Source organism: Streptantibioticus silvisoli (assembly GCF_027947535.2).
GTDB classification, from domain to species: Bacteria; Actinomycetota; Actinomycetes; order Streptomycetales; family Streptomycetaceae; genus Streptantibioticus_C; species Streptantibioticus_C silvisoli.
In genome coordinates, this window is the sequence record NZ_JAAGKO020000009.1 from 142,594 (window position 1) to 167,867 (window position 25,274).

The 25,274-nt window shown below is 72.3% G+C and carries 20 protein-coding genes and 1 pseudogene; 7 read left to right on the top strand and 14 right to left on the bottom strand.

The window, feature by feature from the left end; translation table 11 throughout:
• Nucleotides 1-671 precede the first annotated feature (671 nt).
• Together POF43_RS09560 and bldG are read right to left on the bottom strand one after the other, a co-directional pair.
• Nucleotides 672-1,103 carry an ATP-binding protein gene (locus POF43_RS09560; RefSeq protein ID WP_271317202.1) on the bottom strand — a complete coding sequence of 144 codons (432 nt, stop codon included), beginning with the start codon at nt 1,101-1,103 and terminating at the stop codon, nt 672-674.
• Between the two features lie 147 nt (nt 1,104-1,250).
• The gene (bldG, locus tag POF43_RS09565) at nt 1,251-1,592 is read right to left on the bottom strand and encodes an anti-sigma factor antagonist BldG (protein ID WP_271317203.1); all 342 of its coding nucleotides are present in this window, start codon (nt 1,590-1,592) and stop codon (nt 1,251-1,253) included.
• A 302-nt stretch (nt 1,593-1,894) separates the two neighbouring features.
• On the opposite strand from bldG, the gene sftH reads away from it, so the two are divergent.
• Nucleotides 1,895-4,831, top strand: coding sequence for a DEAD/DEAH box helicase (gene sftH / locus POF43_RS09570; protein ID WP_282704502.1), 2,937 nt, complete (start codon nt 1,895-1,897; stop codon nt 4,829-4,831).
• Here the strand turns inward: sftH and POF43_RS09575 are convergent.
• The 8 genes and pseudogenes from POF43_RS09575 to ssd form a co-directional block, all read right to left on the bottom strand.
• Nucleotides 4,828-4,956, bottom strand: coding sequence for a hypothetical protein (locus POF43_RS09575; protein ID WP_271325623.1), 129 nt, complete (start codon nt 4,954-4,956; stop codon nt 4,828-4,830). The two genes, sftH and POF43_RS09575, sit on opposite strands and share 4 nt — an antisense overlap.
• Before the next feature lie 70 nt (nt 4,957-5,026).
• Nucleotides 5,027-5,401: pseudogene (locus tag POF43_RS09580) on the bottom strand (Rv3654c family TadE-like protein); the annotation flags it as partial.
• Entirely contained in the window at nt 5,398-5,730 is a 333-nt protein-coding gene (locus tag POF43_RS09585) for a TadE family type IV pilus minor pilin (RefSeq protein ID WP_372515922.1), read from the bottom strand. The gene POF43_RS09585 and the pseudogene POF43_RS09580, both read right to left, overlap by 4 nt.
• A 76-nt stretch (nt 5,731-5,806) precedes the next feature.
• Nucleotides 5,807-6,070, bottom strand: a complete 264-nt coding sequence (locus POF43_RS09590) for a DUF4244 domain-containing protein (RefSeq protein ID WP_271325914.1) — start codon at nt 6,068-6,070, stop codon at nt 5,807-5,809.
• Between the two features lie 150 nt (nt 6,071-6,220).
• Nucleotides 6,221-6,661, bottom strand: a complete 441-nt coding sequence (locus tag POF43_RS34845) for a type II secretion system F family protein (RefSeq protein ID WP_308217731.1) — start codon at nt 6,659-6,661, stop codon at nt 6,221-6,223.
• Between the two features lie 350 nt (nt 6,662-7,011).
• Nucleotides 7,012-7,962: a type II secretion system F family protein gene (locus POF43_RS09600; protein ID WP_282704503.1), complete on the bottom strand. Its 951-nt coding sequence runs from the start codon at nt 7,960-7,962 to the stop codon at nt 7,012-7,014.
• The gene (locus POF43_RS09605) at nt 7,962-9,266 is read right to left on the bottom strand and encodes a TadA family conjugal transfer-associated ATPase (RefSeq protein WP_271324108.1); all 1,305 of its coding nucleotides are present in this window, start codon (nt 9,264-9,266) and stop codon (nt 7,962-7,964) included. Before POF43_RS09605 ends, POF43_RS09600 begins: the two co-directional genes overlap by 1 nt.
• Nucleotides 9,263-10,318 (bottom strand): septum site-determining protein Ssd, encoded by a 1,056-nt coding sequence (gene ssd / locus POF43_RS09610; protein WP_271315651.1) that lies wholly within the window; start codon nt 10,316-10,318, stop codon nt 9,263-9,265. Before ssd ends, POF43_RS09605 begins: the two co-directional genes overlap by 4 nt.
• A gap of 1,421 nt (nt 10,319-11,739) precedes the next feature.
• On the opposite strand from ssd, the gene POF43_RS09615 reads away from it, so the two are divergent.
• The gene (locus tag POF43_RS09615) at nt 11,740-12,564 is read left to right on the top strand and encodes an HAD family hydrolase (RefSeq protein ID WP_271315652.1); all 825 of its coding nucleotides are present in this window, start codon (nt 11,740-11,742) and stop codon (nt 12,562-12,564) included.
• 548 nt (nt 12,565-13,112) lie between these two features.
• Here the strand turns inward: POF43_RS09615 and POF43_RS09620 are convergent.
• The gene (locus POF43_RS09620) at nt 13,113-13,985 is read right to left on the bottom strand and encodes a Fic family protein (RefSeq protein WP_271324109.1); all 873 of its coding nucleotides are present in this window, start codon (nt 13,983-13,985) and stop codon (nt 13,113-13,115) included.
• Nucleotides 13,986-14,258: 273 nt separating this feature from the next.
• Here POF43_RS09620 and POF43_RS09625 point away from each other — a divergent pair, with 273 nt between their 5' ends.
• From POF43_RS09625 to POF43_RS09645, 5 genes are all read left to right on the top strand, one after another.
• The gene (locus POF43_RS09625; RefSeq protein WP_271324110.1) at nt 14,259-15,317 is read left to right on the top strand and encodes an ATP-binding protein; all 1,059 of its coding nucleotides are present in this window, start codon (nt 14,259-14,261) and stop codon (nt 15,315-15,317) included.
• Between the two features lie 638 nt (nt 15,318-15,955).
• Nucleotides 15,956-16,780, top strand: coding sequence for a carbonic anhydrase (locus POF43_RS09630; protein ID WP_372515924.1), 825 nt, complete (start codon nt 15,956-15,958; stop codon nt 16,778-16,780).
• A 415-nt stretch (nt 16,781-17,195) separates the two neighbouring features.
• On the top strand, nt 17,196-19,157 hold the full coding sequence (gene acs / locus POF43_RS09635; RefSeq protein WP_271317574.1) for an acetate--CoA ligase: 1,962 nt from the start codon (nt 17,196-17,198) through the stop codon (nt 19,155-19,157).
• 361 nt (nt 19,158-19,518) lie between these two features.
• Complete coding sequence (locus POF43_RS09640; protein ID WP_271317575.1) at nt 19,519-20,007, top strand: phage holin family protein; 489 nt, start codon at nt 19,519-19,521, stop codon at nt 20,005-20,007.
• A 13-nt stretch (nt 20,008-20,020) separates the two neighbouring features.
• Nucleotides 20,021-20,941, top strand: coding sequence for an alpha/beta fold hydrolase (locus POF43_RS09645; protein WP_271325250.1), 921 nt, complete (start codon nt 20,021-20,023; stop codon nt 20,939-20,941).
• Nucleotides 20,942-22,077: 1,136 nt separating this feature from the next.
• On the opposite strand, the gene POF43_RS09655 is transcribed toward POF43_RS09645, so the two are convergent.
• The 3 genes from POF43_RS09655 to nth are packed head-to-tail and all read right to left on the bottom strand — an operon-like array spanning nt 22,078 to nt 25,028.
• Nucleotides 22,078-23,280, bottom strand: coding sequence for a MarP family serine protease (locus POF43_RS09655; protein WP_271323860.1), 1,203 nt, complete (start codon nt 23,278-23,280; stop codon nt 22,078-22,080).
• A 12-nt stretch (nt 23,281-23,292) separates the two neighbouring features.
• Entirely contained in the window at nt 23,293-23,964 is a 672-nt protein-coding gene (locus tag POF43_RS09660; protein ID WP_271315272.1) for an NUDIX hydrolase, read from the bottom strand.
• The gene (nth, locus tag POF43_RS09665; protein ID WP_271323861.1) at nt 23,961-25,028 is read right to left on the bottom strand and encodes an endonuclease III; all 1,068 of its coding nucleotides are present in this window, start codon (nt 25,026-25,028) and stop codon (nt 23,961-23,963) included. The genes POF43_RS09660 and nth overlap by 4 nt, the downstream gene beginning before the upstream one ends.
• Nucleotides 25,029-25,274: the final 246 nt, after the last annotated feature.

A 25,274-nucleotide genomic window follows, 5' to 3' on the forward strand; every position in this document is an offset into this window, starting at 1 on the left:
CACCCAACCCTTCTGCCCCACGTCCACCCTGACGACCAGCCAGTTTCGTCCCCCGACGCGCCTTCGACGGACCACCCGGCCAGGCGGCGGACCCGTTGTTGCCTTCATCACCTACGGCGATATCGCGGCGGCCGAAGCCGTGAACCGCTCCCGCCACGACGAGCGAGTACGCCCGACACGCAAGCGGACGACGCGGGCCGTCCCGCCCGACGGCGCGGCACCGGTTGGCGGACCGACGGCGTACCGGTGGCCGGACCCGTGGCAGACCGGTTCCGGACATGCGAAAGGGCAGACGCACGGATCAGGATCGTGGTCTGCGAAACGCCTCACCGAGGCCCGGCGCGTCCGCCCCGGCACGCGAGCCGAACCGCCAACGTCACGGGTACCCGGAGAGCCCCGGATACGGGACGCGGGCACGGCACGGCACGGCACGGCACGGCACGGCACGGCACGGCACGGCACGGCACGGCACGGCACGGCACGGCACGGCACGGCACGGCACGGCACGGCACGGCACGGCCAGAGGCTGAGCGCCGGACGGGCTTCGGGGCAATCTGAGCGCACGCAACCGCGACGCCGGTCGCCCCGGGCCGATCCGCTGCCGGGCGACGGCAAATCACCCGAACGTGGTTCGGACTGATGAACCGCAGCGCCGACTCGCGGCTCAGAGCTCAGACCTGATGGACCGCAGCCGGTGACACCGGCCAGGTCATACGAATCGTGCCGCCGTCCGGTCCGGTGGTGACCTCGACGTCGTCGACCAGGCCGCTGATGACGGCGAGACCCATGCGGCTCTCGTCGTCGGCCTCGTCCGCACCGGCTCCGGCGGGTCCGCCCGACGCGCCCGGCCCGGCCGGAATGCCGTCGCCGACCTCGATGGAGAACTTCTTCTCCTCCTCGGTCAGCCGCACCAGCACGGGCTGATCCACCTCGTTCATGCGGTGCAGCCCGACGGCTCGGGTGCACGCCTCGCCCACCGCGAGCCGCACCTCGTCCAGCACTGCCTCGTCCACCCCCGCTCGGCGGGCGACCGCGGCCGCCACCAGGCGGGCGGTACGAACATGTTCGGGCAGGGCGCTGAACAGCAGCTCAACGGTGGCCATCGACGGACTCCCTAGAAGGTCAGGGCAGCGCGACAGGAGCCCGGGGCCCGCCTCGCGGACGACCCCGGGTGCCTCACGTACTCGGGCGGACACGGGATGTCACGCGGACGACCGGCCTCAGTCGGCCGCCGCGTGTCACCGCCGCCGTCAGTCCGTAGCCGAGACAGCCTCATCGACCGAGGTGTGAATCGGAAACACCTTGGTCAGACCGGTGATTCGGAAAATCTTCAGAATGCGCTCCTGGTTGCACACCAGACGCAGCGAACCCTCGTGGGCGCGCACTCGCTTGAGTCCGCCGACGAGTACACCCAGGCCGGTGGAGTCGAGGAAGTCAACGCCCTCCATGTCCACGACCAGGTGGTAGCTGCCGTCGTTGACGAGCTCGACCAACTGCTCGCGCAGCTTGGGCGCGGTGTATACATCAATCTCGCCACCGACCCGGACAACCGTACGGTCGCCAACGGTCTCGGTCGACAGGGACAGGTCCACGGAACCTCCAGCACCTTGCATCGAGCGGTCGCCCCCCATGGATCGGCAGCCGCGATGGCATTCAATCACTTACCAGCGGGCAAGGACGACGCTTACAGCGTTTGTCCGTCACACCGGTGACACACTGAGTGCCGATGGCCCACGATCCCGCACCGCAACCTCGGCACGGCCGACCCGCTCCCTCCACGGTCCTCGACAGGATCGCGTCGGGCGCGGGCCGCGCCGCGCGCGTCACTCATACGGAGCACTTGCCCCCAAGAACGGGACGGCATGCCGATTGGCCTGAGCAGATCCGCCCGGAAGTGATCGATGCCATCCGGGCGGCCGGTATCACCCGCCCCTGGGAGCACCAGGCCCGCACCGCGGCCCACGCACTCCGGGGCGAATCCGTCGTCATCGCCACCGGCACCGCCTCCGGCAAGTCCCTGGCCTACCTCGTCCCGGTCCTCAGCGCCCTCCTGGACGGCGCCGACGCCGCAGCCCGCCCCTCCCGACCTCCCCGCACCTCCCGCTCCCGCTCAACGGCCCCTCACGAGGCCGGCGTGGCGAGCGAGGAGGTCAACGGGGTCAGTGGGGTCGGTCTGGTCGCTGGGGTCGATCGGGTCGGTGAGAGCGGTGAGGTCGGTGGCGTCGACGGGGTCGGCCGCGTCAACGGGGTCGCCGAGGTCGGAACGGGTGACGCCGAAATAACGGATGGCGCCGGCGTGGCGGAGGGTGTCGGTCCGACGGTCGACGCCGGCGTGGCGGGCGACAGCGGCGTAGCGGCGGGCGGTGGCCGCGCGGCGAACGACAGCGGTTCGACGCCTGACGCCGGCACCGCGCACGCCGCGGAGGCGGAGACCACGGAAACTTCTGCGGCCATCGAGAGTGACGCCGTTACGCAGGTTGACGCCGGGGCGACAAACGGTGGCGATCCGGGCGCAGCGGGCGGAGACGGCCCGGCAGGCGGGGACGGCGGCGCGGCGGACGGCGCCGACGGCGTGTCGAGCTGGAGCGGCGCGCCGGGTGCGGGGAACGTGTCGGGCGCGGACGGCGTGTCGGGCGGGGGAAGCGTGTCGGGCGGGGCCGATTCCGACGACGCGCCGGGCGCGGGGAGCGCGGCCGGTGCGGGCGGCAGAAGGAGCCGGTCGGGTGCCGACGGCGCTACGGGCACCGGCGCGCGCCCCCTGCAGGGCGCCGTGCCCGACGGCGCGAAGTCGGCCGGCGGCGCGCGGGCGCGGGTGACCGGCCGGGGAGCGACCGCGCTCTACCTCGCCCCCACGAAAGCCCTCGCCGCCGATCAGCGGCGCGCGGTGGCCGAACTGGCCGCCCCGCTCGGCACCGCGGTGCGCGCGGCCGTCTACGACGGCGACACGCCGTTCGAGGAACGCGAGTGGGTCCGGCAGTACGGCACCTACGTGCTGACCAACCCCGACATGCTGCACCGCGGCATCCTGCCGGGCCACGCCCGCTGGGCCTCCTTCCTGCGGCAGCTGCGGTACGTCGTCATCGACGAGTGCCACACGTATCGCGGCGTGTTCGGTTCGCACGTCGCCCAGGTGCTGCGGCGACTGCGCCGGATCTGCGCCCGTTACGGTGCCGATCCCGTCTTCCTGCTGGCCTCCGCCACCGCCGCCGACCCCGCCGAGGCCGCACGACGGCTCACCGGTGTGCCGGTCGTCGAGGTCACCGACGACGCCTCACCGCGCGGTGAACTGGTGTTCGCCCTCTGGGAACCGCCCCTCACCGAGCTGAGCGGCGAACGCGGTGCCCCGGTCCGCCGCACGGCCACCGCCGAGACCGCCGAACTGCTCACCGACCTCGTCACGCTCGGCACCCGCACCGTCGCATTCGTCCGTTCCCGGCGCGCCGCGGAACTCATCGCACTGCTCGCACAGGACCGGCTGGCGGAGGTCGACGACTCACTTCCGGGCCGGGTCGCCGCCTATCGCGGCGGTTATCTGCCGGAGGAACGCCGTGCGCTCGAACGCGATCTGCACAGCGGCCGGCTGCTCGGCCTGGCCTCCACCACCGCCCTCGAACTCGGCGTCGACGTTTCCGGACTGGACGCCGTCCTGCTGGCCGGCTACCCGGGCACCCGGGCCTCCCTGTGGCAGCAGGCCGGGCGCGCCGGACGCGGCGGCGAGGGCGCGCTGGCGGTACTCGTCGCCCGGGACGATCCGCTGGACACCTACCTCGTCCACCATCCCGAGGCGCTGTTCGACCGCCCGGTGGAGTCCACCGTCCTGGACCCGGACAACCCGTACGTCCTCGCCCCGCACCTGTGCGCCGCAGCCGCCGAACTGCCCCTGACCGAGGAGGACCTGGCCCTCTTCGGCCCCGAGTCCGCCTCGCTCGTGGCACAGCTGGAGACCCGCGGTCTGCTGCGGCGCCGGTCCGGCGGCTGGTACTGGACCCGCCGGGAACGCGCCGCCGACCTCACCGACATCCGCGGCGAAGGCGGCCGCCCGATCCAGGTCGTGGAATCCGGCACCGGCCGGCTGCTCGGTACCGTCGACGCCTCCGCCGCCCACACCAGCGTCCACGACGGCGCGGTCCACCTGCACCGCGGCCGCACCTACCTCGTCACCCGGCTCGACCTGGAGGACTCCGTCGCGCTGGTCGAGCGGGCCGAGCCGCCGTACTCCACCATGGCCCGCGACACCACGGCGATCTCCGTCCTGTCCACCGAGACCGAACTCCCCTGGGGCGCGGCCCGGTTGTCGTTCGGCTCCGTAGAGGTCACCCACCAGGTCGTGTCCTACCTGCGCCGGAAACTCATCACCGGCGAGGTGCTCGGCGAGAGCAAGCTCGACCTGCCGCCACGCACCCTGCGCACCCGCGCGGTCTGGTGGTCCCTCACCGAGGACCAGCTCGCCGACGCCGGCGTCCTGCCCGACGAACTGCCCGGCGCCCTGCACGCCGCCGAACACGCCTCCATCGGCCTCCTCCCACTCTTCGCCACCTGCGACCGCTGGGACATCGGCGGCGTGTCGTTCCCGCTGCACCCCGACACCGGGCTTCCCACGGTCTTCGTCTACGACGGCCACTCCGGCGGTGCGGGCTTCGCCGAACGCGCCTTCCACACCGCCCGCACCTGGCTCACCGCCACCCGCGAGGCCATCGCATCCTGCGACTGCGACTCCGGCTGCCCGTCCTGCGTGCAGTCGCCCAAGTGCGGCAACGGCAACGACCCCCTCGACAAGTCCGCCGCCGTCCGCGTCCTCGACTGCCTCCTGTCCTCGGCCACGGCGACCTAGAACCACCGCACCGCCAGCCCGGCCGCCCACCCGGCCGCCCACCACGGCACCGTCCGCCATCGCACCGTCAGCCCCGGCACCGCCAGCGATGCCTCCGTCAGCCACCGCACAGTCAGCCCTGGCACCGCCAACCACCGCACCGCCCGCCCCGCCATCGGCCACCGCACCCGTGCCCTCGTCCGACGGCCCCGCTCGCGCGCGGCTCCTGGCCGGGCCGGTCGGGAACGGGAAGCCTGGCCCCGGCACCTCGGCGGTGACGTCGGCCACCTCGCCGACCACCACGCAGGCGTCCAGCCGTGCGCCCTGTGCCTGAGCGACGCGTTCCGCCGCCTGGCACGCGGTCCGTTCACCGTCCAGGGCGCGATCCGCCGCCGCGAGCGCCGCGAGGTCGGCCGCGCCGCCGGCCCGGTGGCGTGACGCGACGGCCTGACCGAGCCCCAGCAGGGCGGCGAACACCGTGCACAGCAGCCCGGTCGCCACCACGGCCCACACCGTCGCGGACCCCCGATCCCGGCCCCGGCCCCGCCCCAAGGCCGGGCCACGGTCCCGGTCCCGCCTCACCGCGCTCACCGGACAGTCCCCTCGTCCAAGGCGGCCGCCTCAGCGCCGACGGTCACCGACAGCAACCGCGCCAGCCCGCCTGGCCCCAGCGAACGCGCCGTCACCCGCACCCGCACCAGGTCACCACCGCGCCGTACCGTCACCAACGCGCCGGAGGGTGCGGCGGCGGAGGCTGCGGCGACCGCAACGGAGGCGGGCTCCGACCTGGCCACCGAACGCGCGCCGGCTCTGGCCGCGTCCACGCACCTGATCTGCGCGGTCGCCGCCTGGAGCCCCCACAGCAGCATCGCGGTGAACACCACGAGCACCGGCAACACCACCGCCGTCTCAGCCGTCACATACCCCGCGTCCGTTCCCCCGCGCCCAGCCCGCCGCGCCCGCCAGCAACGGCGGGCAACGGCGGGAAGGCGCAGGTCAGAAGGACACATCGAGCGCCTTCTTGATCATGCCGGTGAGGGCGGAACTCACCGCCGCGCTGGTGACGACCTTGTACAGCACCGCCGCGAACCCGCACGCCGCCACCGTGCCCACGGCGTACTCCGCCGTCGACATCCCGGCGTCAGCCGCCGCGCCGCGCATCGCACGCCAACGGGCCGAGACCCCGCCTCCACGTCGTACGCCGCATGCGCCGCCGAGCTTGCGGCCGTGCCGCATCGCGTCCTTGATCCAACTGGTCATGTCTTCCTCCTGGTTTCCGTTCACCCCGACTGCCGGGGCGATGGGTTCGGTACGTTCCGTGATCCGGCCGGGACACTCAGCCGCGCACCCCGGACCGCTGTCGCGGCTCAGGTCTCGTGGACCCCGCGCCCGACGCGTGCTCCCGCCTCTTCAGCCCCCGCCGGTCATCACCCCCGCCAGGCCGATGACCACCGGCACGACGCCCACCGCGAGAAAGGCCGGCAGGAAGCACAGGCCCAGCGGCGCGGTCGCCAGCACCGCGGCCCGCCGTGCCCGTGCCCCCGCCGCACGGGCCCGCCCGGCACGGCACTCCGCCGCGAACCGCGTCACCGCCGCGACCGGTGGCACCCCGGTCGTCACCGACCGCGCCATCCACCGAGCGAGGTCGCAGGCCCCCGGCACCACCGCCAGCCGCTGCCAGCACCGCGCCGGGTCACCGCCCAGCCGCACCTCCGCGGCGATCCGGCGCAACGCCTCACCCAGCGGGCCGCCCAACGTGCGCCCCACCGCGTCCGCCGCCGCGACCGGGCCGGCCCCGGAAGCGAGACACGCCGCCAACAGCTCCGCCGCCTCCGGCAGTCGGCTTCCCACCGCGGCGGCGACGGGAGAGGCCCGCGCCGCAGCCGTCCTCCGCCATCGCCGGGCGCCGTACGCGGCGGCCGCGCCCAGCAGGCACCCGGCGGCACCGCCGACCAACCAGCCCGCCGCCACCCCCGCCCCGGCGGGCACGGCCCACGCACGGGCTGCCGCCCGGAGTGCTTCCGCCCGGCCGCCGAACCGGTGCCGCCGACGCGACTCACCGGCCCCCAGCAACGCCTCCCGGCGCCGCCGCGCCGACCGTGCCCGGCGCACCGCCCTCCCCACCGCACCGGCCGCCGAGGCAGCGCCCGCTCCGACGGCGAGCCACGCCCCCTCCCCGAGGCTGTGGACCACCCCCGCGCTCACGACGGCACCCCCTCCGCGGTCCGCACGATCCGCGCGGTCCACGCCAGCCCGGCCCACTCCAGCGCGGCCCCCACGACCAGGCAGGCGAACCCGACCGCGGTGCGGAACAACACCCGCAACGGATCGGCGCCCAACGACACGCCGAGCAACACGCCGAAGGCCGGCAGCAGCGCGAGCATCGCGGCCGTCACCTTGGGGCCGGCCAACTGCGCGCGCAGGTCCTCACGTTGGCTTCGTTCTGCTCTCAGCGAGGCGGCCACCCGGTCCAGCCCGTCCGCGAGACCGGCGCCCCCGTCCACCGCCACCTCCCAGCAGACGGCCACAGCGGCCAGTCCCTCCGCCCCGAGCTGCCCCGCCGCCTCACGCAACGCCGACGGCACGTCGCCGCCGAACCGGGCCGCCGCCAGCAAGGGCGTCAACGCCGCCCACCCCTGCGCCACATCCGTCCCGCGCAGCCGCTCGACCGCCTCGGTCAGCACCAGCTCCGGTGGGCTGCCGGCCCGCAGTTCACCGGCGAGCGCCGCGCACAGCCCGGCCACGGCCTCCTCGCGCGCCTCGCACGCCAACCGCTGCTCCCGGCACCGCAGTCGGCGCCCCACGCACGGCACCGCCACCGCACCGGCCAGCAACGGAACCGGCGAACGGGCCGCCAGCGCCAGCAGAAGCCCTGCCGGCAAGCACAGCGTCTCCGGGCCGATCCGGGCCCCCAGGCGGCGCTCCAGGCGTTTCTTGCCCCGCCCGTACGCCGCCACCAGCACGGCCCGCACACGCACCGCCCGTACCTCCGACCCCCGGCCCGGTCCCGACGCAGCGGTCGCCCGCTCCGATCCGGTGCCGGTCAGCAACAACCGCACCCTGCGCGCCGCGCCGGCCCGGCGGTGCAGCGCCCACACCGCGACCATCGCCACCCCCGCCACGCTCCACGCTGCGGCCAGCTCCGCGTCCATCACCGCATCCCCCGCCCGCACAGTTCCGCGAACCGCCGCCAGCCGCGCTCGCGTTCGAACCGGCCGTCCGTACTGCGCACCACCGCCGGAACGGTGGCGACCAGTCCGGCCGCGTCGCGTTCCAGCACGTGCAGCTCCGACAGCCGCCGGCGGCCCGCACGGTCCCGGGCCAGATGCACCACCACCGACAGGGCGGACGCCAACTGGCTGTGCAGCGCCGCCCGTTCCAGCCCGGCGGTCGATCCCAGCGCCTCCAGACGCGCCGGGACGTCGCAGGCCGCGTTGGCGTGCACCGTGCCGCAGCCGCCCTCGTGCCCGGTGTTCAACGCGGCCAGCAGATCCAGGACTTCGGGCCCGCGCACCTCGCCGACCACCAAGCGGTCCGGCCGCATGCGCAGTGCCTGCCGCACCAGGTCCCGCAACGTCACCAACCCGACGCCCTCCTGGTTGGCGGGCCGGGTCTCCAACCGGACGACGTGCGGATGAGCGGGCCGCAACTCGGCGGAGTCCTCGGCCAGCACGATGCGTTCCCCATGCCCGACCAGGCCCAGCAGCGTGCTGAGCAACGTCGTCTTCCCGCACCCGGTGCCGCCGGAGACCAGGAACGACAACCTCGCGTCGACCAGCGCCCGCAGCAGTGCCGCCGCCTCCGCGTCCACCGTGCCCGCGTCGGCCAGCTCTTCCAGGGAGAACGCCCGCGCCCGCACCACCCGCAGCGACACGCACGGCGAACCCACCGACACCGGGGGCAGCACCGCGTGCATCCGGGTCCCGTCGGGCAACCGCGCGTCGACCCAGGGCCTGGCGTCGTCCAGCCGCCGCCCCGCCGCCGTGGCCAGCCGCTGCGCCAGCCGGCGTACCGCCGCCGCGTCACGGAAACGCACCCCGGTCCGCTCCAGCCCGGCCCCGCGATCCACCCAGACCTCGTCCGGCCCGTTCACCAGCACATCGGTGACGCCCGGCTCCAGCAACAGCGGTTCCAGCAGGCCGGCGCCGACCATCTCGGATCGCAACTCGCGCACCACACCGAGCACCGCCGTGTCACCCAACAGCCGCCCTTGCGACCGCAACGCGGCGGCGACCCGGGCCGGTGTCGGCTCCTGGCCGGACTCCGCCAGCGTCAACCGCACCGCGTCCAGCAACGCGGCGCCCTCCGTCTCCGGCCCGGCCGCACCCTGCGATCCGTAAGCCCCGGCCGCCGGAAGTCCACCCGATGGAGTGAACCCGCTCCGTCCGCCCACCTGGCCGGTGATCGCGGCGGAGTGCGCAGGCGCCGTCTCGGCGGTGTTGTCGTAGCCGTTCATGCTGGCACGCTGCCGTCGCTGCGCAGGGCACCCGCCAGGAACGACGTGCAGAACTTCGCCAGCGGCCCGCGCACCTGCGATCCGGGCGGCGCACCGGAGTCGACCGCTTCCGCCAGCCCCTTCTCCACGCCGAGCGCACCGGCCGACGGCAATCCCAGCAACCGGGCGATCTCATCGCCGTCCAGCCCTGCGGGGAACGGACCGCGCGCCACCACCCGCAGATCGCGCAGCACCATGCCGACCCGGGACGCCACCCGGTCAGCGGCGGCGATCGCCCGCAGTTCCGCCGGTACGACCATCAGACCGACGTCGGTCTGCGACAGCGCCTCGATGACCGCCTCGTCCACCCGGCGGGGCAGGTCCACGACAACCACCCCGCCACGCCGCCGTGCCGCGCCCAGGACCGAGCGCATCGCCTCCGGTGTGATCACGACCGCGTCGGACCGGTCCCAACTGAGGACGCTCAGGTCGTGCAACCGCGGCAGCGACTCCTCCAACGCGCCGGAGCTGACGCGGCCCTGGGACTCGGCGAGGTCCGGCCACCGCAGCCCGCTGACACTCTCGGCACCCAGCAGCACGTCCAGGCCGCCGCCGAGCGGATCGCCGTCAATGAGCATCGTCCGGTGCCCCTGCCGTGCGGCCGTGACCGCCAACGCGCAGGCCAGCGTGCTGGCGCCGGCGCCACCGCGGCCGCCCACCACGCCCACGGTGAGCGCGGTCTCCCCCACGCCCTCCCCGGCATCGGCGATCAGGTCCACCAGCCACGGCTCGGCATCCGGCAGGAAGAGCACGTGGTCGGCGCCGATCACCACGCCACGCCGCCACACCTGCGAGTCGTCGAGGTCACGTCCGACGAGCAGCACACCGGACCGCCGCCGCATCCTGCGCAGCCCGTCCGCGCAGTCGTCCCCCACCAGCACCAGCGGTGCCGACTCCCAGCTGCCCGGGTCCGGCGGCGGCCCGAAGGACACCTCCGGCTCGACACCGGCGGCTGCGCACAGACGCAACAGGTCGTCCAGCAAAGCCTCGTCTTCCGTGACGATCAACGGCATCCCCACCGGTCGTCCCCCGGCCCGCGGCGCGGTCCGCTCACCGTCAGCGGAGTCACCGTCCGGACGACGGCCGGGGTGATCCCGCTCCGGCGGTGTGGCGTAAGGCTCGGGCAGCCGATCGGAAGCCGACGTCCGCGCCCACGACGGCAGCGGCGGTGGACGCAGGGGCTCTTCGCCGTATCCGGCTTTTTCGACGCCCGGGTCGGTGAGGTCTCCTGCCGGGAATGTCGTGCGGCCAAGGGCCGGAACGGTTGACGCCCCGGTGTTCGTTGACCCAGACGGTCCGGCCTCCGCCTGTGGCGCGACCGGTTGCGCCGACTCGGCCACGGGGGCCGGTCGGGCCCTCGAAGCCGCCGGGACAGCCGAGTTGGTCCGGTGATCCGGGGTCCTCCGAATCTCCCCGACAGCTGGAACGTCCGAGCCCGGCGGCTTCTCGTCGTTCACGCAGGACAGGCGGATGTCGTCGGCCTGGAAGACGGCGAAGTACTCGATGTCGCTCTCCGGGACGAGGCCGATGCCCGCCTCGCCGGCACCGCAATTCGCACCGGGATCGGTGCCGAAGTCGGGCTCGCTGTCCTCCCACTCCTGCCACACGAGCGGGGCCGGCTCGGGGGGAAGTACGGATGCTCCACATGAGCGCGGCGCAAGGGCCTCACCGCCGTCCGTGCCGCTGTCGGCGGACGACTGCTCCGGCGCCGAATCAGCGGGGAGGCACGAGGTGGCGCGGGGGCCGGAGGAAGGCGGAGGGGCGCAGGCCCACGGCCGGGGCTCACCTCCGTTTGCAGCCGGGCCGGACAGCCCGCGCGGATCGCACAGGCCGCCGGGCCTCGACGGGCTCGGTCGACCACCATGCGCGACCGTCCTCGCGGGGACAGTCCGTTTTACCCCGCACCGTCCCAAGTCCGGTTTCAGCGCGCTTCGTTGAATACTCCCGGCGCCTTCAGGCCTGCCGGTCGGCATGGATTCGAGCATGACCCCTCACTTCTCTCGTTAGAGCCGCGAACTTCGCGTGCCTTCACAGTGAAGGGAGATCTGTAATCGTGGTGATCTTGGTGAAAAACAGGGGAAAACCCAGTGCTTGTGGAGAACTTCGCCACCCGGATGGGTGACTTCTCGACAGACGGGCAACGATTACGCAGGGTCACGCGTCATACCTGAGACAAGACCGAGCGGAACCAGGGGGAAGAAGAAATGACCGGCTTCGTGGCACCTGCATCGACCATTCGAGTGGTCGGAAAGGCATCCGGACATGCGACGACCCCCGCCGGGGGGGAGAGCGGGGGTCGTCCCCACGGCCGACTCGGGGGGGAGGAGCCAGCCGGGTTAGCACGGTCGCGAACGATCCGTGACTTCCATGGTGTACCCGAAGGCCTTCTCAGGCAAACCCACGCGCCAGGGCTTACGCCGAATGGTGGGTGCCTATGCTCGTCATCGTGGAAAACCACCCCTTGCCGCGGACCGCCGCCTTCTTTGATCTCGACAAGACGGTCATCGCGAAGTCGAGCACGTTGGCCTTCAGCAAGTCCTTCTATCAAGGCGGCCTGATCAACCGTCGGGCGGTGCTTCGCACGGCCTACGCCCAGTTCGTCTATCTGCTCGGCGGCGCCGACCACGACCAGATGGAGAGGATGCGCGAGTACCTCTCGGCCATGTGCCGGGGCTGGAACGTGCAGCAGGTCCGGGAGATCGTCGCCGAAACTCTGCACGACCTGATCGACCCCCTGATCTACGACGAGGCCGCCTCGCTCATCGAGGAACACCACGCGGCCGGACGTGACGTGGTCATCGTCAGCACCTCGGGAGCCGAAGTGGTCGAGCCGATCGGCGCGCTCCTGGGCGCCGACCACGTGGTCGCGACCCGCATGGTCGTCGCGGACGGCTGCTACACGGGCGAGGTCGAGTACTACGCCTACGCGGACACCAAGGCCGTGGCAGTCGCCGAACTGGCCGCCTCACAGGGCTATGACCTGGAGCGCAGCTACGCCTACAGCGACTCCGCGACCGACGTCCCCATGCTCTCGTCCGTCGGGCATCCGTACGCGGTCAACCCGGACCGGGCCCTGCGTCGCGAAGCCGTGTCACGCGGCTGGCCCGTACTGGTCTTCAACCGGCCCGTCCGACTGCGCCAGCGCGTTCCGGCCATGCCCAGCCGACCGGTGCTGGCCGCCACGGCGGCGGCCGGTGCCGTGCTGACCGCCGGCCTGGTCTGGTACATGTCCCGGCGGCGGCGACCAGTGCTGTCCTGAAGTCACCTATTCGGAACCGATCACGTCCATTTGCTACGAAAGAAATACTTGATTATTGAATAAGAGGAAAAGCAAAAATCCGAAACCAGGGGTTCCGCTTCCTCTTCCCGGGGAGTAGAAAGGAATCAACGGCCCGCGAGACCACGGACATCCGAGAGGATCCCGTCGATCAGGCCCACGGACCGAGCACGAACGCCGGGCACCCACGCGAAGCCAGCCCGCTGACCGGGCGGACGCACAGGTTCAAGGGGCCGAAATCCCCGCCTGATGGGTCAAACGAGTGCACGCATGGTCACTTGGCGCACGTGCCAGCGGCGGCATCCTCTGGGTGCCGCCGCCTTTGCGTACCGACAGGCGGCGACGATCCGGCCAGCCGAAGCGTTCGGGCCAGCCGCCACCGCTGACGTCCCGCGCACGACTGTCATCCCACGCCCGCTCGGCGAAACCACCCCGAGGCCCAGGTCATCCGTCCCCGCCGGCGATGCGGTGAGGGGCGGCGGGACGCCCGAGCAGCGCGGGTCAGCGGCCCGGCGGACTCGTCACTGCCGTCAGGCGGCACCCCGTTGGAGTGCCTCGCACACAGCGGTGCTCTCCCGGGCGCCGAGGTTCACCGCCTTCGCGCAGTGACCGATCCAGAACGCCACGCCGTCAGGCGTACCGGACATGTACGCCTCAAGGGCCTCGAGGTAGCCGGCGCGTCCCAGTTCGGCATGGCCTGCCTCGGCGGGGCAGATGCCCTTGGGGTCGAGCCCGCTGCCGATCAGCACGATCCGTTCGGCGGCCCGCGCGACGGCGCCGTTACCGGACCCGAAGGGCCGCAACGCCAGCAGTTCACCATGCACCACCGCGGCCACCACCAGCGCGGGCGCCGCGGAACCGGAACGCAGGAGCCCGGCCAGTCCGTCCAGGCGGGCGGCGACCTCAGCGGCGTCCGGCAACGGCAGCGCGAGGAGTTGTTCCAGGTCAGCGGGCTCACCAGTGACGGATTCGCCGGCGAGACGCGGTCGACCGACCGTCTCGTCAGCGGCGATGCCACCGGCCGCGACCAGATGCAAGCGGGCCAGCGCCTGCACCGGGGACTGCCGCCAGACGTCGAGAAGCTGACCGGCCTCAGCGGTCAGGCGCAACGCCGCGCCGACCGTACGGGCCTCGGGCTCGGCCCCGAAGTCGCTGCGCCGGCGCACCTCCTCCAGCGGCCAGTCCGCGTCGGCCAGCGCGGCGGAACCGCGGGCGCCGCGCAACGCCGCCTCGGAACTGACCTCCTGCGAACGCCGCCGCATCACCCGGTGGCCGTAGACCCGGTCCACCGCCTGCCGTACTGAGTCGACGGAGTCCGAAACGCCCGGCAGCGCGCCGAGCACGTCAAGAGGATCGGGGGCCGCCGAGGAGCCGGGGGTCGTTCCCCGGGAGGACGCACTCATGATGACGACCCTACGCACCGCCCACCGAAGCGCTCAAAGCACCCGGGCCAGGGCCGGGTCTCCCCCGGCGCGCCGGTATGCCGGCAGGTCTCCCCGGCATGCCGATATGCCGGTATGCCCGGTCTCCCCGGCGTACCGGCGCGCGTGTCAGCGCGGAACCTGATGCCGCGCGCCCACCCAAAGCCCTCGTTCGCCGTCCCACACCGCTCGAACGAGTGGTTTCGGCGTGCCGATGGCCGGGTCGGGAACACACGGCGCACTACGCTCTTGAACATGAAGATCGCTTTCGTTGGCAAGGGCGGGAGCGGTAAGACCACGCTCTCCTCCCTGTTCATCCGGCATCTGGCGGCCCTGGGAGCGCCGGTGGTCGCCATCGACGCCGACATCAACCAGCACCTCGGTCCCGCACTGGGCCTCGACGAGGACGACGCGGCGACCCTTCCGGCGCTCGGCGCACACCTTCCGGAGATCAAGGAATACCTGCGGGGAACGAATCCGCGCATCTCGTCCGCCGATACGATGATCAAGACGACACCGCCGGGTCACGGCTCCCGGCTCCTCCGCGTCGCCGAGGAAAACCCGGTCTACGCGGCCTGCGCCCGCACGGTGCGACTCGACGACGGCGAAGTGCGGTTGATGGTCACCGGCCCGTTCACCGAGTCCGACCTGGGCGTGGCCTGCTACCACTCCAAGGTCGGCGCGGTCGAACTCTGCCTCAACCACCTGGTCGACGGGCGCGACGAGTACGTGGTGGTGGACATGACGGCGGGCAGCGACTCGTTCGCCTCCGGGATGTTCACCCGGTTCGACATGACGTTCCTGGTCGCGGAGCCGACGCGCAAGGGTGTCGGCGTCTACCGCCAGTACAAGGAGTACGCGCGCGATTTCGACGTGGCGCTGCGGGTGGTCGGGAACAAGGTGCGGGACGCCGATGACCTGGCCTTTCTCCGCGACGAGGTGGGCGATGACCTGTTCGCCACGGTGGGCCACTCGGACTGGGTCCGGGCGATGGAGAAGGGACGCCCACCGCGTTTCGAACTGCTCGAAGAGCCCAACCGCCTGGCCCTGCACGCCCTGCACGAAGCCGCCGACGCGTCCTACGAAGGCCGAGACTGGACCCGCTACACCCATCAGATGGTGCACTTCCACCTGAAGAACGCGGAGAGTTGGGGCAACGAGCGCACCGGCACCGATCTCGCCGCGCAGATCGACCCGAACTTCGTTCTCGACGAGTCACCGATCACCAAGGCGGCGTCGGCACCCGGGATTCCGGTCGGCGTCCGCCAGGCACCTGATGGTCGGCTCCGGTCGACTCCGGCCCACGTCCGGTAGGCAGCTCCGGCCGGCCCGAGGGAGACACCCGGTAGTCGACGGACCGGCGGCCGGGCTGCGACGGGGGGCGAACCGGCTTCGACGCGACGACCTGCCCCGTTGGCGCGTGGGTCCGGCCGGCGAGTCCGCAGACGATGAGGAACTCCCCCGGAGGCGTGGCGCCGGCCGTCACCGGGAGCGGTGGTTCGGCGAGCGGTGAGTCCCGGAGACGGTGGCCCTCGCAGGCGCTGAGCCTTGGAGGCAGTGGCCCGGGAGGCGGTGGACCTGCGGCCCCTAAGTCCCGGAGACAGCGGCCCCGCAGGCGACAGGTCCCGGAGCAGTGGCCCCGGAGGCGGCAAGTCCGGTCGAACCGCCCACCGACGTCCTCCGACACGCCTCCCGCAGGCCCCGCGTGGGCTCACGCGTACCCGGCCCCCGATCCCACCGCCCAGCTGCCGCGCGCCACCACCTCCGCGCCCCTCGTTCCGCAGCGGCAACATCCGGCGGCAGTTCACTCGTTCGTAGTGAATGAGACCCGTACACCCATTCGGCCCTTCCCAGGGTCTATATCCTCCCATTACTCTTCATTTACTGATCCTTGAAAATAACGGAGCCACCACACTCCGCGACCGACACTTCGCCGGCCTGCAGGAGCGGACATGCGCCAGTCACACCCGACGTCCCCGACCCGCCCGGGGACGAAGCCCCCGACGCCGCCGTTCCTCGACCTGAGCTCCGCCATCGCGACCTTCCAGCGGGACACGGCACCGCTGGTACGAGAGGAGCTCGGGCGCCTCGCCCGCGACGGACAGCGCCCCACCCAGCTCTTCCTCGCGTGCGCGGACTCCCGGCTGGTGACCAGCATGATCACCTCCAGCCGGCCCGGGGACCTCTTCACCGTGCGCAACGTGGGCAACCTGGTCCCACCGCCCCCGTCACCCGGTCCGGAGACGGTGTGCGACTCAGTGGCAGCGGCCATCGAGTACGCCGTCGAAGTCCTGCGGGTCACCTCCATCACCGTCTGCGGACACTCCGGTTGCGGAGCCATGCAGGCGCTGCTGAACGCCGCGGCGACCGCCCACCCTTCCGGCGCGGCGCCGACGGCCTCGGGGCACCCCGCTCGCCCCAGCCCCCTGACCCGCTGGCTGCGTCACGGCCGCCCCAGCCTCGTCAGGCTGGACGATGCGGTGACCAACGGCCGTCCTCTGATCGCGGACCGTCCGGTCGCGGACGATGTGGAACGGCTCTGTCTGCTCAACGTCGTGCAGCAGCTCGGCCACCTCATGGAGCACACCTGTGTCTCCCGCCGAGTGGCCGAGGGACAACTGCGCCTGCACGGCATGTACTTCCACGTGGCCGAGGCGCGCAGGGATACCTCCTCGACGAGGCGTCAGGGATCTTCCACGCCGTCCTGCCCGACGCACCCGCGCACACCTGACGCCACGCCCCCACCCCGCCCGCATCCACGTCCAACGCCCCTATGACGGCACCCCGAATGACGGCACCCCGAATGACGGCACCCCGAACAGCCCGCCGCACCCCAGCAGTTCACCGGGGACCGAACACCCGCTCCGGGCACTCCGCCCCCGCCGGCGATCCCCCGACCCCGCCCGGCAAACCCCCTCCCGGCGGCCCGCTCCGACGCCGGGGCCGACCACCACACCGCCTCCGGGGCACCCGTTCCAGCGCCGCCCACCGTGTCCCGGCCACGTCAGACCTGCGGGGACCGGCCGAGGGCTGGGCCAAGAGGTCTACACCAAAGAGCCGTGGATCTTGTCATCGCGGCCTCAGGCTGATGGGGTAGCGCTGGAAGCCCGTGCAGCGAGCCTGGCAGTCTTCACAACGGAACGGCCCGCGAAGAGCCGAAGGGCGGGCAGCCGAGGGATACGAGGAGATGGCGTGAGCGGTAACGAGAGTCTGGCCAACTTGCTGCGTGAAGAACGTCGGTTCGCGCCTCCCGCCGAGTTGGCAGCGGCTGCCAACGTCAAGGAGGAGGCCTACGACCGGGCGAAGGAGGACCGCCTGGCGTTCTGGGCCGAGCAGGCCCGCCGGCTCAGCTGGTCCACCGAGCCGACCGAGACCCTCGACTGGTCGAACCCGCCGTTCGCCAAGTGGTTCGCCGACGGCCGGCTCAACGTCGCCTACAACTGCGTGGACCGGCATGTGGAGGCCGGCCACGGCGACCGCGTCGCCATCCACTTCGAGGGCGAGCCCGGCGACACCCGTACCGTCACCTACGCCCAGCTCAAGGACGAGGTCAGCCAGGCGGCCAACGCCCTGACCGAGCTCGGCGTCCAGGCGGGCGACCGCGTCGCGATCTACCTGCCGATGATCCCCGAGGCCGTCACCGCCATGCTGGCCTGTGCCCGCATCGGCGCGGCCCACTCGGTCGTCTTCGGCGGCTTCTCCGCCGACGCCGTCGCCTCCCGCATCCAGGATGCCGACGCACACGTCGTCATCACCGCGGACGGCGGCTACCGGCGCGGCGCGCCCTCCGCCCTGAAGCCGGCGATCGACGAGGCGGTGGCCAAGTGCCCGCAGGTCGAACACGTGCTGGTGGTGCGCCGCACCGGGCAGGACGTGGCCTGGGACGACACCAAGGACGTGTGGTGGCACGAGGCCGTGGGGCGCCAGTCCACCGACCACACGCCGCAGGCCTTCGACGCCGAGCACCCGCTGTTCATCCTGTACACCTCCGGCACCACGGGGAAGCCGAAGGGCATCCTGCACACGTCGGGCGGCTACCTGACGCAGGCAAGCTACACCCACCACGCGGTGTTCGACCTCAAGCCGGAGTCGGACGTCTTCTGGTGCACCGCCGACATCGGCTGGGTGACGGGCCACTCGTACATCGTGTACGGGCCGCTGTCGAACGGCGCGACCCAGGTCATCTACGAGGGCACCCCCGACACGCCGCACCAGGGGCGCTTCTGGGAGATCGTGCAGAAGTACGGGGTGACGCTCCTGTACACCGCCCCCACCGCGATCCGGACGTTCATGAAGTGGGGCGACGACATCCCGGCCGGGTTCGATCTGTCGAGCCTGCGGGTGCTCGGCAGCGTCGGGGAGCCGATCAACCCCGAGGCCTGGATGTGGTACCGCGAGCACATCGGCGGTAACCGCTGCCCGATCGTCGACACGTGGTGGCAGACCGAGACGGGCGCGATGATGATCAGCCCGCTGCCCGGCGTGACGCACACCAAGCCCGGCTCCGCCCAGACGCCGCTGCCGGGTATCGCCGCCACCGTGGTCGACGACGAGGCCAACGAGGTCGCCAACGGCTCCGGCGGATACCTCGTACTGACCGAGCCGTGGCCGTCGATGCTGCGCACCATCTGGGGTGACGACCAGCGCTTCATCGACACGTACTGGTCCCGTTTCCCGGAGCGGTACTTCGCCGGTGACGGAGCGAAGAAGGACGATGACGGCGACATCTGGCTGTTGGGCCGGGTGGACGACGTCATGCTGGTCTCCGGTCACAACATCTCGACCACCGAGGTGGAGTCCGCCCTGGTCTCCCACCCGAAGGTCGCCGAGTCGGCCGTCGTGGGCGCCGCCGACGCCACGACCGGCCAGGCCATCGTCGCCTTCGTCATCCTGCGCGGGTCGGCGAAGGACGAGGGGGAGGCGTTGATCAAGGAACTGCGCGACCACGTCGGCAAGACGCTCGGCCCGATCGCCAAGCCCAAGCGCGTTCTGACCGTCGCCGAACTGCCGAAGACCCGGTCCGGCAAGATCATGCGCCGGCTGCTGCGCGATGTCGCCGAGAACCGGCAGCTGGGTGACGTCACCACGCTGACCGACTCCACCGTCATGGACCTGATCCAGTCCAAGTTGCCGGCGGCGTCCTCGGAGGACTGACGGTACGTCCGAGGGTCCGAGGGGTGACAGCGCCGTCAGCGGATTGACGGCGTGCCCTCGGTGGAGCGGGGGCAGCCGGTGAGGTCGCGCCGGGTGCCCCCGTCCCGTCGGCGCCGGGGACGCGGGCGGAACAGCGAACAGGTCGGTGTGCCCCGCGTGGACGAACGGGGGAATCCGGAATACCGGCCGTACATCGCGGTGATCCTTGAAACACAGGCCGCCGAGCACCGCCGACTCGCGGAACTGGCCCGGGGAGCGGGTTCCGGGGACGATGGTCCAGCATGATCCCAGCGGTGACCGCGGCGGGTCACGCGGGCAGCAAGTCGGCACCCGGCCGGCGGAACGGCAGACGGAGGACGCGATGAGCGCAGACGAGCGGACCGACGGGCGCACCTTGGCGCAGCTGGTCACGGCGGCCACGGCGGAGATGTCGGCACTCGTCCACGAGGAGATCGCGCTGGCCAAGGCCGAGTTGCGGCAGGACGCCAAGCGGGCCGGGATCGGCGGCGGGGCGATCGCGGTGGCGGGCATGCTCGGGCTGTTCGCGATGCCGGTGCTCAGCTTCGCGGCGGCCTACGGCATCCACAACCTCGGTCTGGGGCTGGCGTGGTCGTTCCTGATCGTCGGCGGCGCGTTCATCGTGGTGGCCGCACTGCTGGCGCTGATCGCGGTGAACAGGTTCAAGAAGATCCAGAAGCCGGAGCTGACGATCTCTTCGGCCAAGCAGACCGCGCAGGCCCTTCAGAACGTCAAGCCGCATCCGCGGGCGCTGGCGGACGGTCAGGAGCAGGTCGCGCTGCGGCCCAGGGACGCCGTGGCGATCGAAAAGACGCCGGTCCGCCAGATGTGACACGCTCTGCGACATGACGGTCGCAGACTCATCGGGTGTACGCCTCGACGGACCCTGGACGCACCGGGACGTCGCCGCCAATGGCGCGCGGTTCCACATCGCGGAGGCGGGCGACGGACCGTTGGTGCTGCTGCTGCACGGCTTCCCGCAGTTCTGGTGGACGTGGCGGCATCAGATGACGGCGCTGGCGGAGGTGGGCTTCCGGGCGGTGGCGATGGATCTGCGCGGGGTCGGCGGCAGCGACCGGACGCCGCGCGGCTACGACCCGGGCAACCTGGCGCTGGACGTGACCGGGGTGATCCGGTCGCTGGGTGAGCCGGATGCGGCACTGGTGGGGCACGACCTGGGCGGTTATCTGGCCTGGACGGCCGCGGCGATGCGGCCGAAGCTGGTGCGCCGGCTGGCGGTGTGCTCGATGCCGCACCCGCGGCGCTGGCGGTCGGCGATGCTGGCGGACGTCCGGCAGAGCGCGAACAGTTCGCACATCTGGGGGTTCCAGCAGCCGTGGCTGCCGGAGCGGCGGCTGGTGGCTGACGACGCGGAGCTGGTCGGGCGGCTGATGCGCGAGTGGTCGGGGCCGGTGCCGCCGCAGGACGCGGTGGTGGACACCTACCGCCGGGCGATGCGGATCCCGTCGACGGCACACTGTTCGATCGAGCCGTACCGGTGGCTGGTGCGGTCGATGGCCCGGCCGGACGGCGTGCAGTTCTACCGTCGGATGAAACGACCGGTGCGGGTGCCGACGCTGCACCTGCACGGCTCACTCGATCCGGTGATGCGGACCCGCAGCGCGGCCGGTTCGGGCGAGTACGTGGAGGCGCCGTACCGCTGGCGGCTCTTCGACGGGCTCGGGCACTTCCCGCACGAGGAGGACCCGGCCGCGTTCTCCACCGAGCTGATCAACTGGCTCCAGGACCCCGAACCGGACCGCTGAGGTTCCCCGCCGGGTGCGTCCGCCGCCGCTAGGCGCATCGGCGCTGTCTGCGGCCTGCACAGGCCGCCGCCCGGGTTTCGATCGCCTGACGCAGGCACAGGCAGCTGTACGGGCCCCGAACCTCTGACGCGGACACAGGCGGGGTTGTACGGAGCCTTGAGCGCCTGACGCGGACACAGGCGGGCTGCACGAATCCGGCCGGTCGGCGCCGGCACAGACCGGGCGTCAGGCTGAGCGTCGCCGACCCGGCCCCATCTCGCACCCCATCCCCGTCCCGCCCCCGTATCCCCCACCGCTACCGCGCACCGCTCCCGCGGGCCCGCGGAGGCCCCACCACGCCTGGCGGAGGCCCACCAGAACCGGCGGAGGCCCCCACCGCGTCCCCCGTGGAAGGCCCGCCAACGCCCGCGGAGGCCGACGGAGGCCCGTATGGGGGACTTCCGTCACGGGGCCGACCGGCCGAAATCGACTCATCGGCCACGAATACGGTTACCGATCGCGAGTGGCGGGCACGTAGCTCCGTATGGGCTTGACGCACGACTACCGCGATGTGTCCCGTGACCGCCGCCGAGCCACCCCGGAAGCCGGGGCCGGAACGGCAGGCGCACCCACCGCGGTTCTTCAGGACAGAGAACAGCTGCTGGCCATCCCGCACATTCTGCGGCGCCGTGCTCGGTGGGTCGGAGCCAGACTCCGGCATTCCTCCCGCAGCGACTGATCCAGCACGGGGCCGGCCGGCCCATCCGGCCCGGGCCGACCCGGTACTGAAGACACCAGGACACTCCTCCAGGACACCGAGGCCGCCGAAGACACCGGAACGCCGAAGGCCGATTCCCAGGCACCGCCGCGTCGAGCGACCGGCGGCGGTGCCGACGATTTCGCACCGGCGCCCAGCCGCCGCCTTTGCACCGTCAACCGCAGGCATCCCCGTACCGGCGCCCAGCCACCGGCCACGCACCGTCACCGGCGCCGACGACCCCGTACCGGCGCGACCGCAGCCAGCCTCACCCTGTCCCCCGCCAGCGCACCCGCACCGGCGAGCGCCACACCGCCAACCACCGCCGATGCCCCCGCACCGGCGGCCACCGCGCCGCCAACCACCCCCGCACCCCCGCACCGCGGAAGACTCTCCCCCCTCAGAGCGCGCAGCCCTGCGTGTCGACCGTGTGGGAGGCCGTGCGGCCGGTGGTGATGTCGGAGCTGATCTCGTTCTCGGTGAGGGCGTAGCCGGTGGTGTCGTCGTCGAGGGACTTGGCGAAGACGATGCCGTAGACCCGGCCACCGGGTGTCAGGAGCGGGCCGCCGGAGTTGCCCTGGCGGACGACGGTGTAGAGGGAGTAGACGTCACGGCTGACGTTGCCGCGGCGGTAGATGTCGGGGCCGTGAGCCTGGATGCGGGCGCGGACCCGGGCGGCCTGGACGTTGAAGGGGCCGTTCTCGGGGAAGCCGGCGACGATGGCGCTGTCGCCGGTGTGCGCGGCGGTGGTGTCGAAGGTCAGCGCGGGCGCGTCGAGCGACGGGACGTCGAGGACGGCCACGTCGCGCTGCCAGTCGTACAGGACGACGCGGGCCGGGTACTGCCGGCCGACGCCGCCGATCTGCACGGTGGGGTTGCGGACGCCGCCGACCACGTGGGCGTTGGTCATGACGTGGTGCGGCGAGAAGACGAAGCCGGAGCCTTCCAGCACCTTGCTGCAGGAGTCCGCGGTGCCGACGATCTTGACGATGCTGTCCTCGGCGCGTGAGGCGGTGCCGTTGGAGACCAGCTTGGGGTCGGGCGGCGGCACGTTGGTGATGGGCTCGCTGGAGAACGGGGTGAAGACCTGCGGGAAGCCGTTCTGGGCCAGCACGGAGGAGAAGTCGGCGAACCAGCCGTCGGCGCGGGCCGGGATCATGCGGGACACGCCGGTGAGCACCTTGGAGGAGCGGACCTCGCGGCCGATGGTGGGCAGCGCGGTGCCGGCCAGGGCGGAGCCGATGAGCCAGGCGACCAGCAGCATGGCGAGCACGTTGACCAGCGCGCCGCCGGTGGCGTCGATGGCGCGGGCGGGCGACCAGGTGATGCGGGTGCGCAGCTTGTTGCCGAAGTGGGTGGTGCAGGCCTGGCCCACGGAGGCGAAGATGATGACGATCGCCACGGCCGCGATGGCGGTGTACGTGCCGATCTTGGTGGCGGGGCCGACCGCGTCATCCCAGATTATGGGCAGGACGTAGATGGCGATCAGGCCGCCGCCCAGGAAGCCGAAGACCGACAGCACGCCGACGACGAAGCCCTGCCGGTAACCGATGACGGCGAACCACACGGCGGCGAGCAACAGCAGGATGTCCAGCACGTTCACCGGGACACCGTCTCACGCCAGACCATCGAGCAGGACTTCCCTTCCCTGGTCCCAGGGGCGTTCCCACCCCGACAAGTGCAGCAGCCGGTCCAGCAGTCCGGCGGTGAAGCCCCACACCAGCACGTCGCAGACGGCGAACGACGGACCGCGGTAGCCGCTCGGGTGAACGGTGGTCGCGCGGTTGGCCGGATCGGCCAGGTCGGCGACCGGCACCGTGAAGACGTGGGCGGTCTCGGCCGGGTCGACGGCGGTGACCGGCGTCGGCGACCGCCACCAGCCCAGCACCGGGGCGACCACGAAGCGGCTGACCGGGATGTACAGCTTGGGCAGCACGCCGAAGACCTGCACGCCGGCCGGGTCGAGGCCGGTCTCCTCCCACGCCTCGCGCAGCGCGGCGCGCACCGGCCCGTCACCGTCGGGGTCGCCGTCGGCCGGGTCGAGGGCGCCGCCGGGGAACGATGTCTGGCCGGCGTGCGAGCGCAGGCTGCCGGATCGCTGCATCAGCAGTACCTCGGGGCCGCGCGGGCCCTCGCCGAAGAGGATCAGCACGGCGGACTGCCGGCCGCCGTCGGGCGGGGGCAGGAAGCGGCTGAGCTGTTCGGCGCGCACGGTCGAGGCGGCCTCGGCGACCGGTGCGAGCCAGTCGGGCAGTCCGAGCGGGTCGGTGCCGGGAACCGCCGTCACGAAGCCTCCAGCGGCTTGGCCGCCGGGCCGGGGAAGTCCGCCGGGGGCTTGAGCCGCTGGCCGGGGGCGCCGGCCTTCTCGTATTTCAGGAGTTTCTCCGCCTTGGCCGGGTCGGTCTCGCCCTCGCCGTACGACGGGCACAGCGGCGCGATCGGGCAGGCGCCGCACGCGGGTTTGCGGGAGTGGCAGATGCGGCGGCCGTGGAAGATCAGCCGGTGGGAGAGCATGGTCCAATCCGACTTCGGGAACAGCTCCGCGACGTCGGACTCGACCTTCTCCGGGTCCTGCGCGGTCGTCCAGCCGAAGCGGCGCACCAGCCGTCCGAAGTGGGTGTCGACGGTCAGTCCGGGCACGCCGAACGCGTTGCCGAGCACGACGTTGGCGGTCTTGCGGCCGACGCCGGGCAGCGTGACCAGGTCCTCCAGCCGGCCGGGCACCTCGCCGCCGAACCGGTCGCGCAGCGCCGCCGACAGACCTATGACGGACTTCGTCTTCGCCCGGAAGAAACCGGTCGGCCGCAGGATGGCCTCCATCGCCTCGGGATCGGCGGCGGCCATGTCCTCCGGCGCGGGGTAACGGGCGAACAGCGCCGGCGTCGTCTGGTTGACGCGCAGGTCCGTGGTCTGGGCGGACAGCACGGTGGCGATCAGCAATTGGAACGGGCTGTCGAAGTCCAGCTCCGGATGGGCGTACGGGTACGCCTCGGCCAGTTCGCGGTTGATGCGGCGCGCCCGGCGGACCAGGGCGGCGTGGGACTCGGCGGGCTTCGCCGCCGCCGCTGCCGGTGCCGGTGCCGGTGCCGCTCCGGACGCGGCGGACTTCGACGCGGCGGTCTTGGTGGTCTTACGGGCGGTGGTCTTGGACGCGGGAGTCTTGGACGCGGCGGTCTTGGACGTCTTACGGGCAGCGGTCCTGTCGGCGGAGGCGGCCGTCCTGGACGTTCTCTTCGACGCGGTGGACCCCGTGGAGCCCGTGGACGCTGTCGACGTGGACCCGGAGGACGTGGCGCGGGTGGCTCCGGGGGACGTGGTGGTCCCGGTGGCCCCACCGGTCTGTTCGCTCACAGCGGAATCTGCCGGGGAGGCCACCCTTTCGGACCCGCTACCCGGCTGTTTCCGCTGCGCACTTGGCGTATCAGGCACCCGGCCAGCCTAAGCCCGGGGACCGACAACCGTGGGAGGCCGAGCTGTCCGCCCAGCGGGATTCCGGTGGCAATCGACCGGGAATCGGGTGGCAATCCGACCCCCAGGGCCCCCGTCCGCTCCGGCATAGGTCACACTTGTGATCGATAGCACTGATTTACCGTCCGG

Excerpts from the sequence above, each read along its gene's own strand:
- POF43_RS09625 (WP_271324110.1), top strand. The coding sequence starts at position 14,259 with ATGAAGATCGCTTTCGTTGGCAAGGGCGGGAGCGGTAAGACCACGCTC.
- POF43_RS09620 (WP_271324109.1), bottom strand. The coding sequence starts at position 13,985 with ATGAGTGCGTCCTCCCGGGGAACGACCCCCGGCTCCTCGGCGGCCCCC.
- POF43_RS09630 (WP_372515924.1), top strand. The coding sequence starts at position 15,956 with ATGCGCCAGTCACACCCGACGTCCCCGACCCGCCCGGGGACGAAGCCC.
- POF43_RS09645 (WP_271325250.1), top strand. The coding sequence starts at position 20,021 with ATGACGGTCGCAGACTCATCGGGTGTACGCCTCGACGGACCCTGGACG.
- POF43_RS09600 (WP_282704503.1), bottom strand. The coding sequence starts at position 7,962 with ATGGACGCGGAGCTGGCCGCAGCGTGGAGCGTGGCGGGGGTGGCGATG.
- POF43_RS09615 (WP_271315652.1), top strand. The coding sequence starts at position 11,740 with ATGCTCGTCATCGTGGAAAACCACCCCTTGCCGCGGACCGCCGCCTTC.
- ssd (WP_271315651.1), bottom strand. The coding sequence starts at position 10,318 with ATGCCGTTGATCGTCACGGAAGACGAGGCTTTGCTGGACGACCTGTTG.
- POF43_RS09640 (WP_271317575.1), top strand. The coding sequence starts at position 19,519 with ATGAGCGCAGACGAGCGGACCGACGGGCGCACCTTGGCGCAGCTGGTC.
- POF43_RS09590 (WP_271325914.1), bottom strand. The coding sequence starts at position 6,070 with ATGACCAGTTGGATCAAGGACGCGATGCGGCACGGCCGCAAGCTCGGC.
- POF43_RS09560 (WP_271317202.1), bottom strand. The coding sequence starts at position 1,103 with ATGGCCACCGTTGAGCTGCTGTTCAGCGCCCTGCCCGAACATGTTCGT.
- POF43_RS09605 (WP_271324108.1), bottom strand. The coding sequence starts at position 9,266 with ATGAACGGCTACGACAACACCGCCGAGACGGCGCCTGCGCACTCCGCC.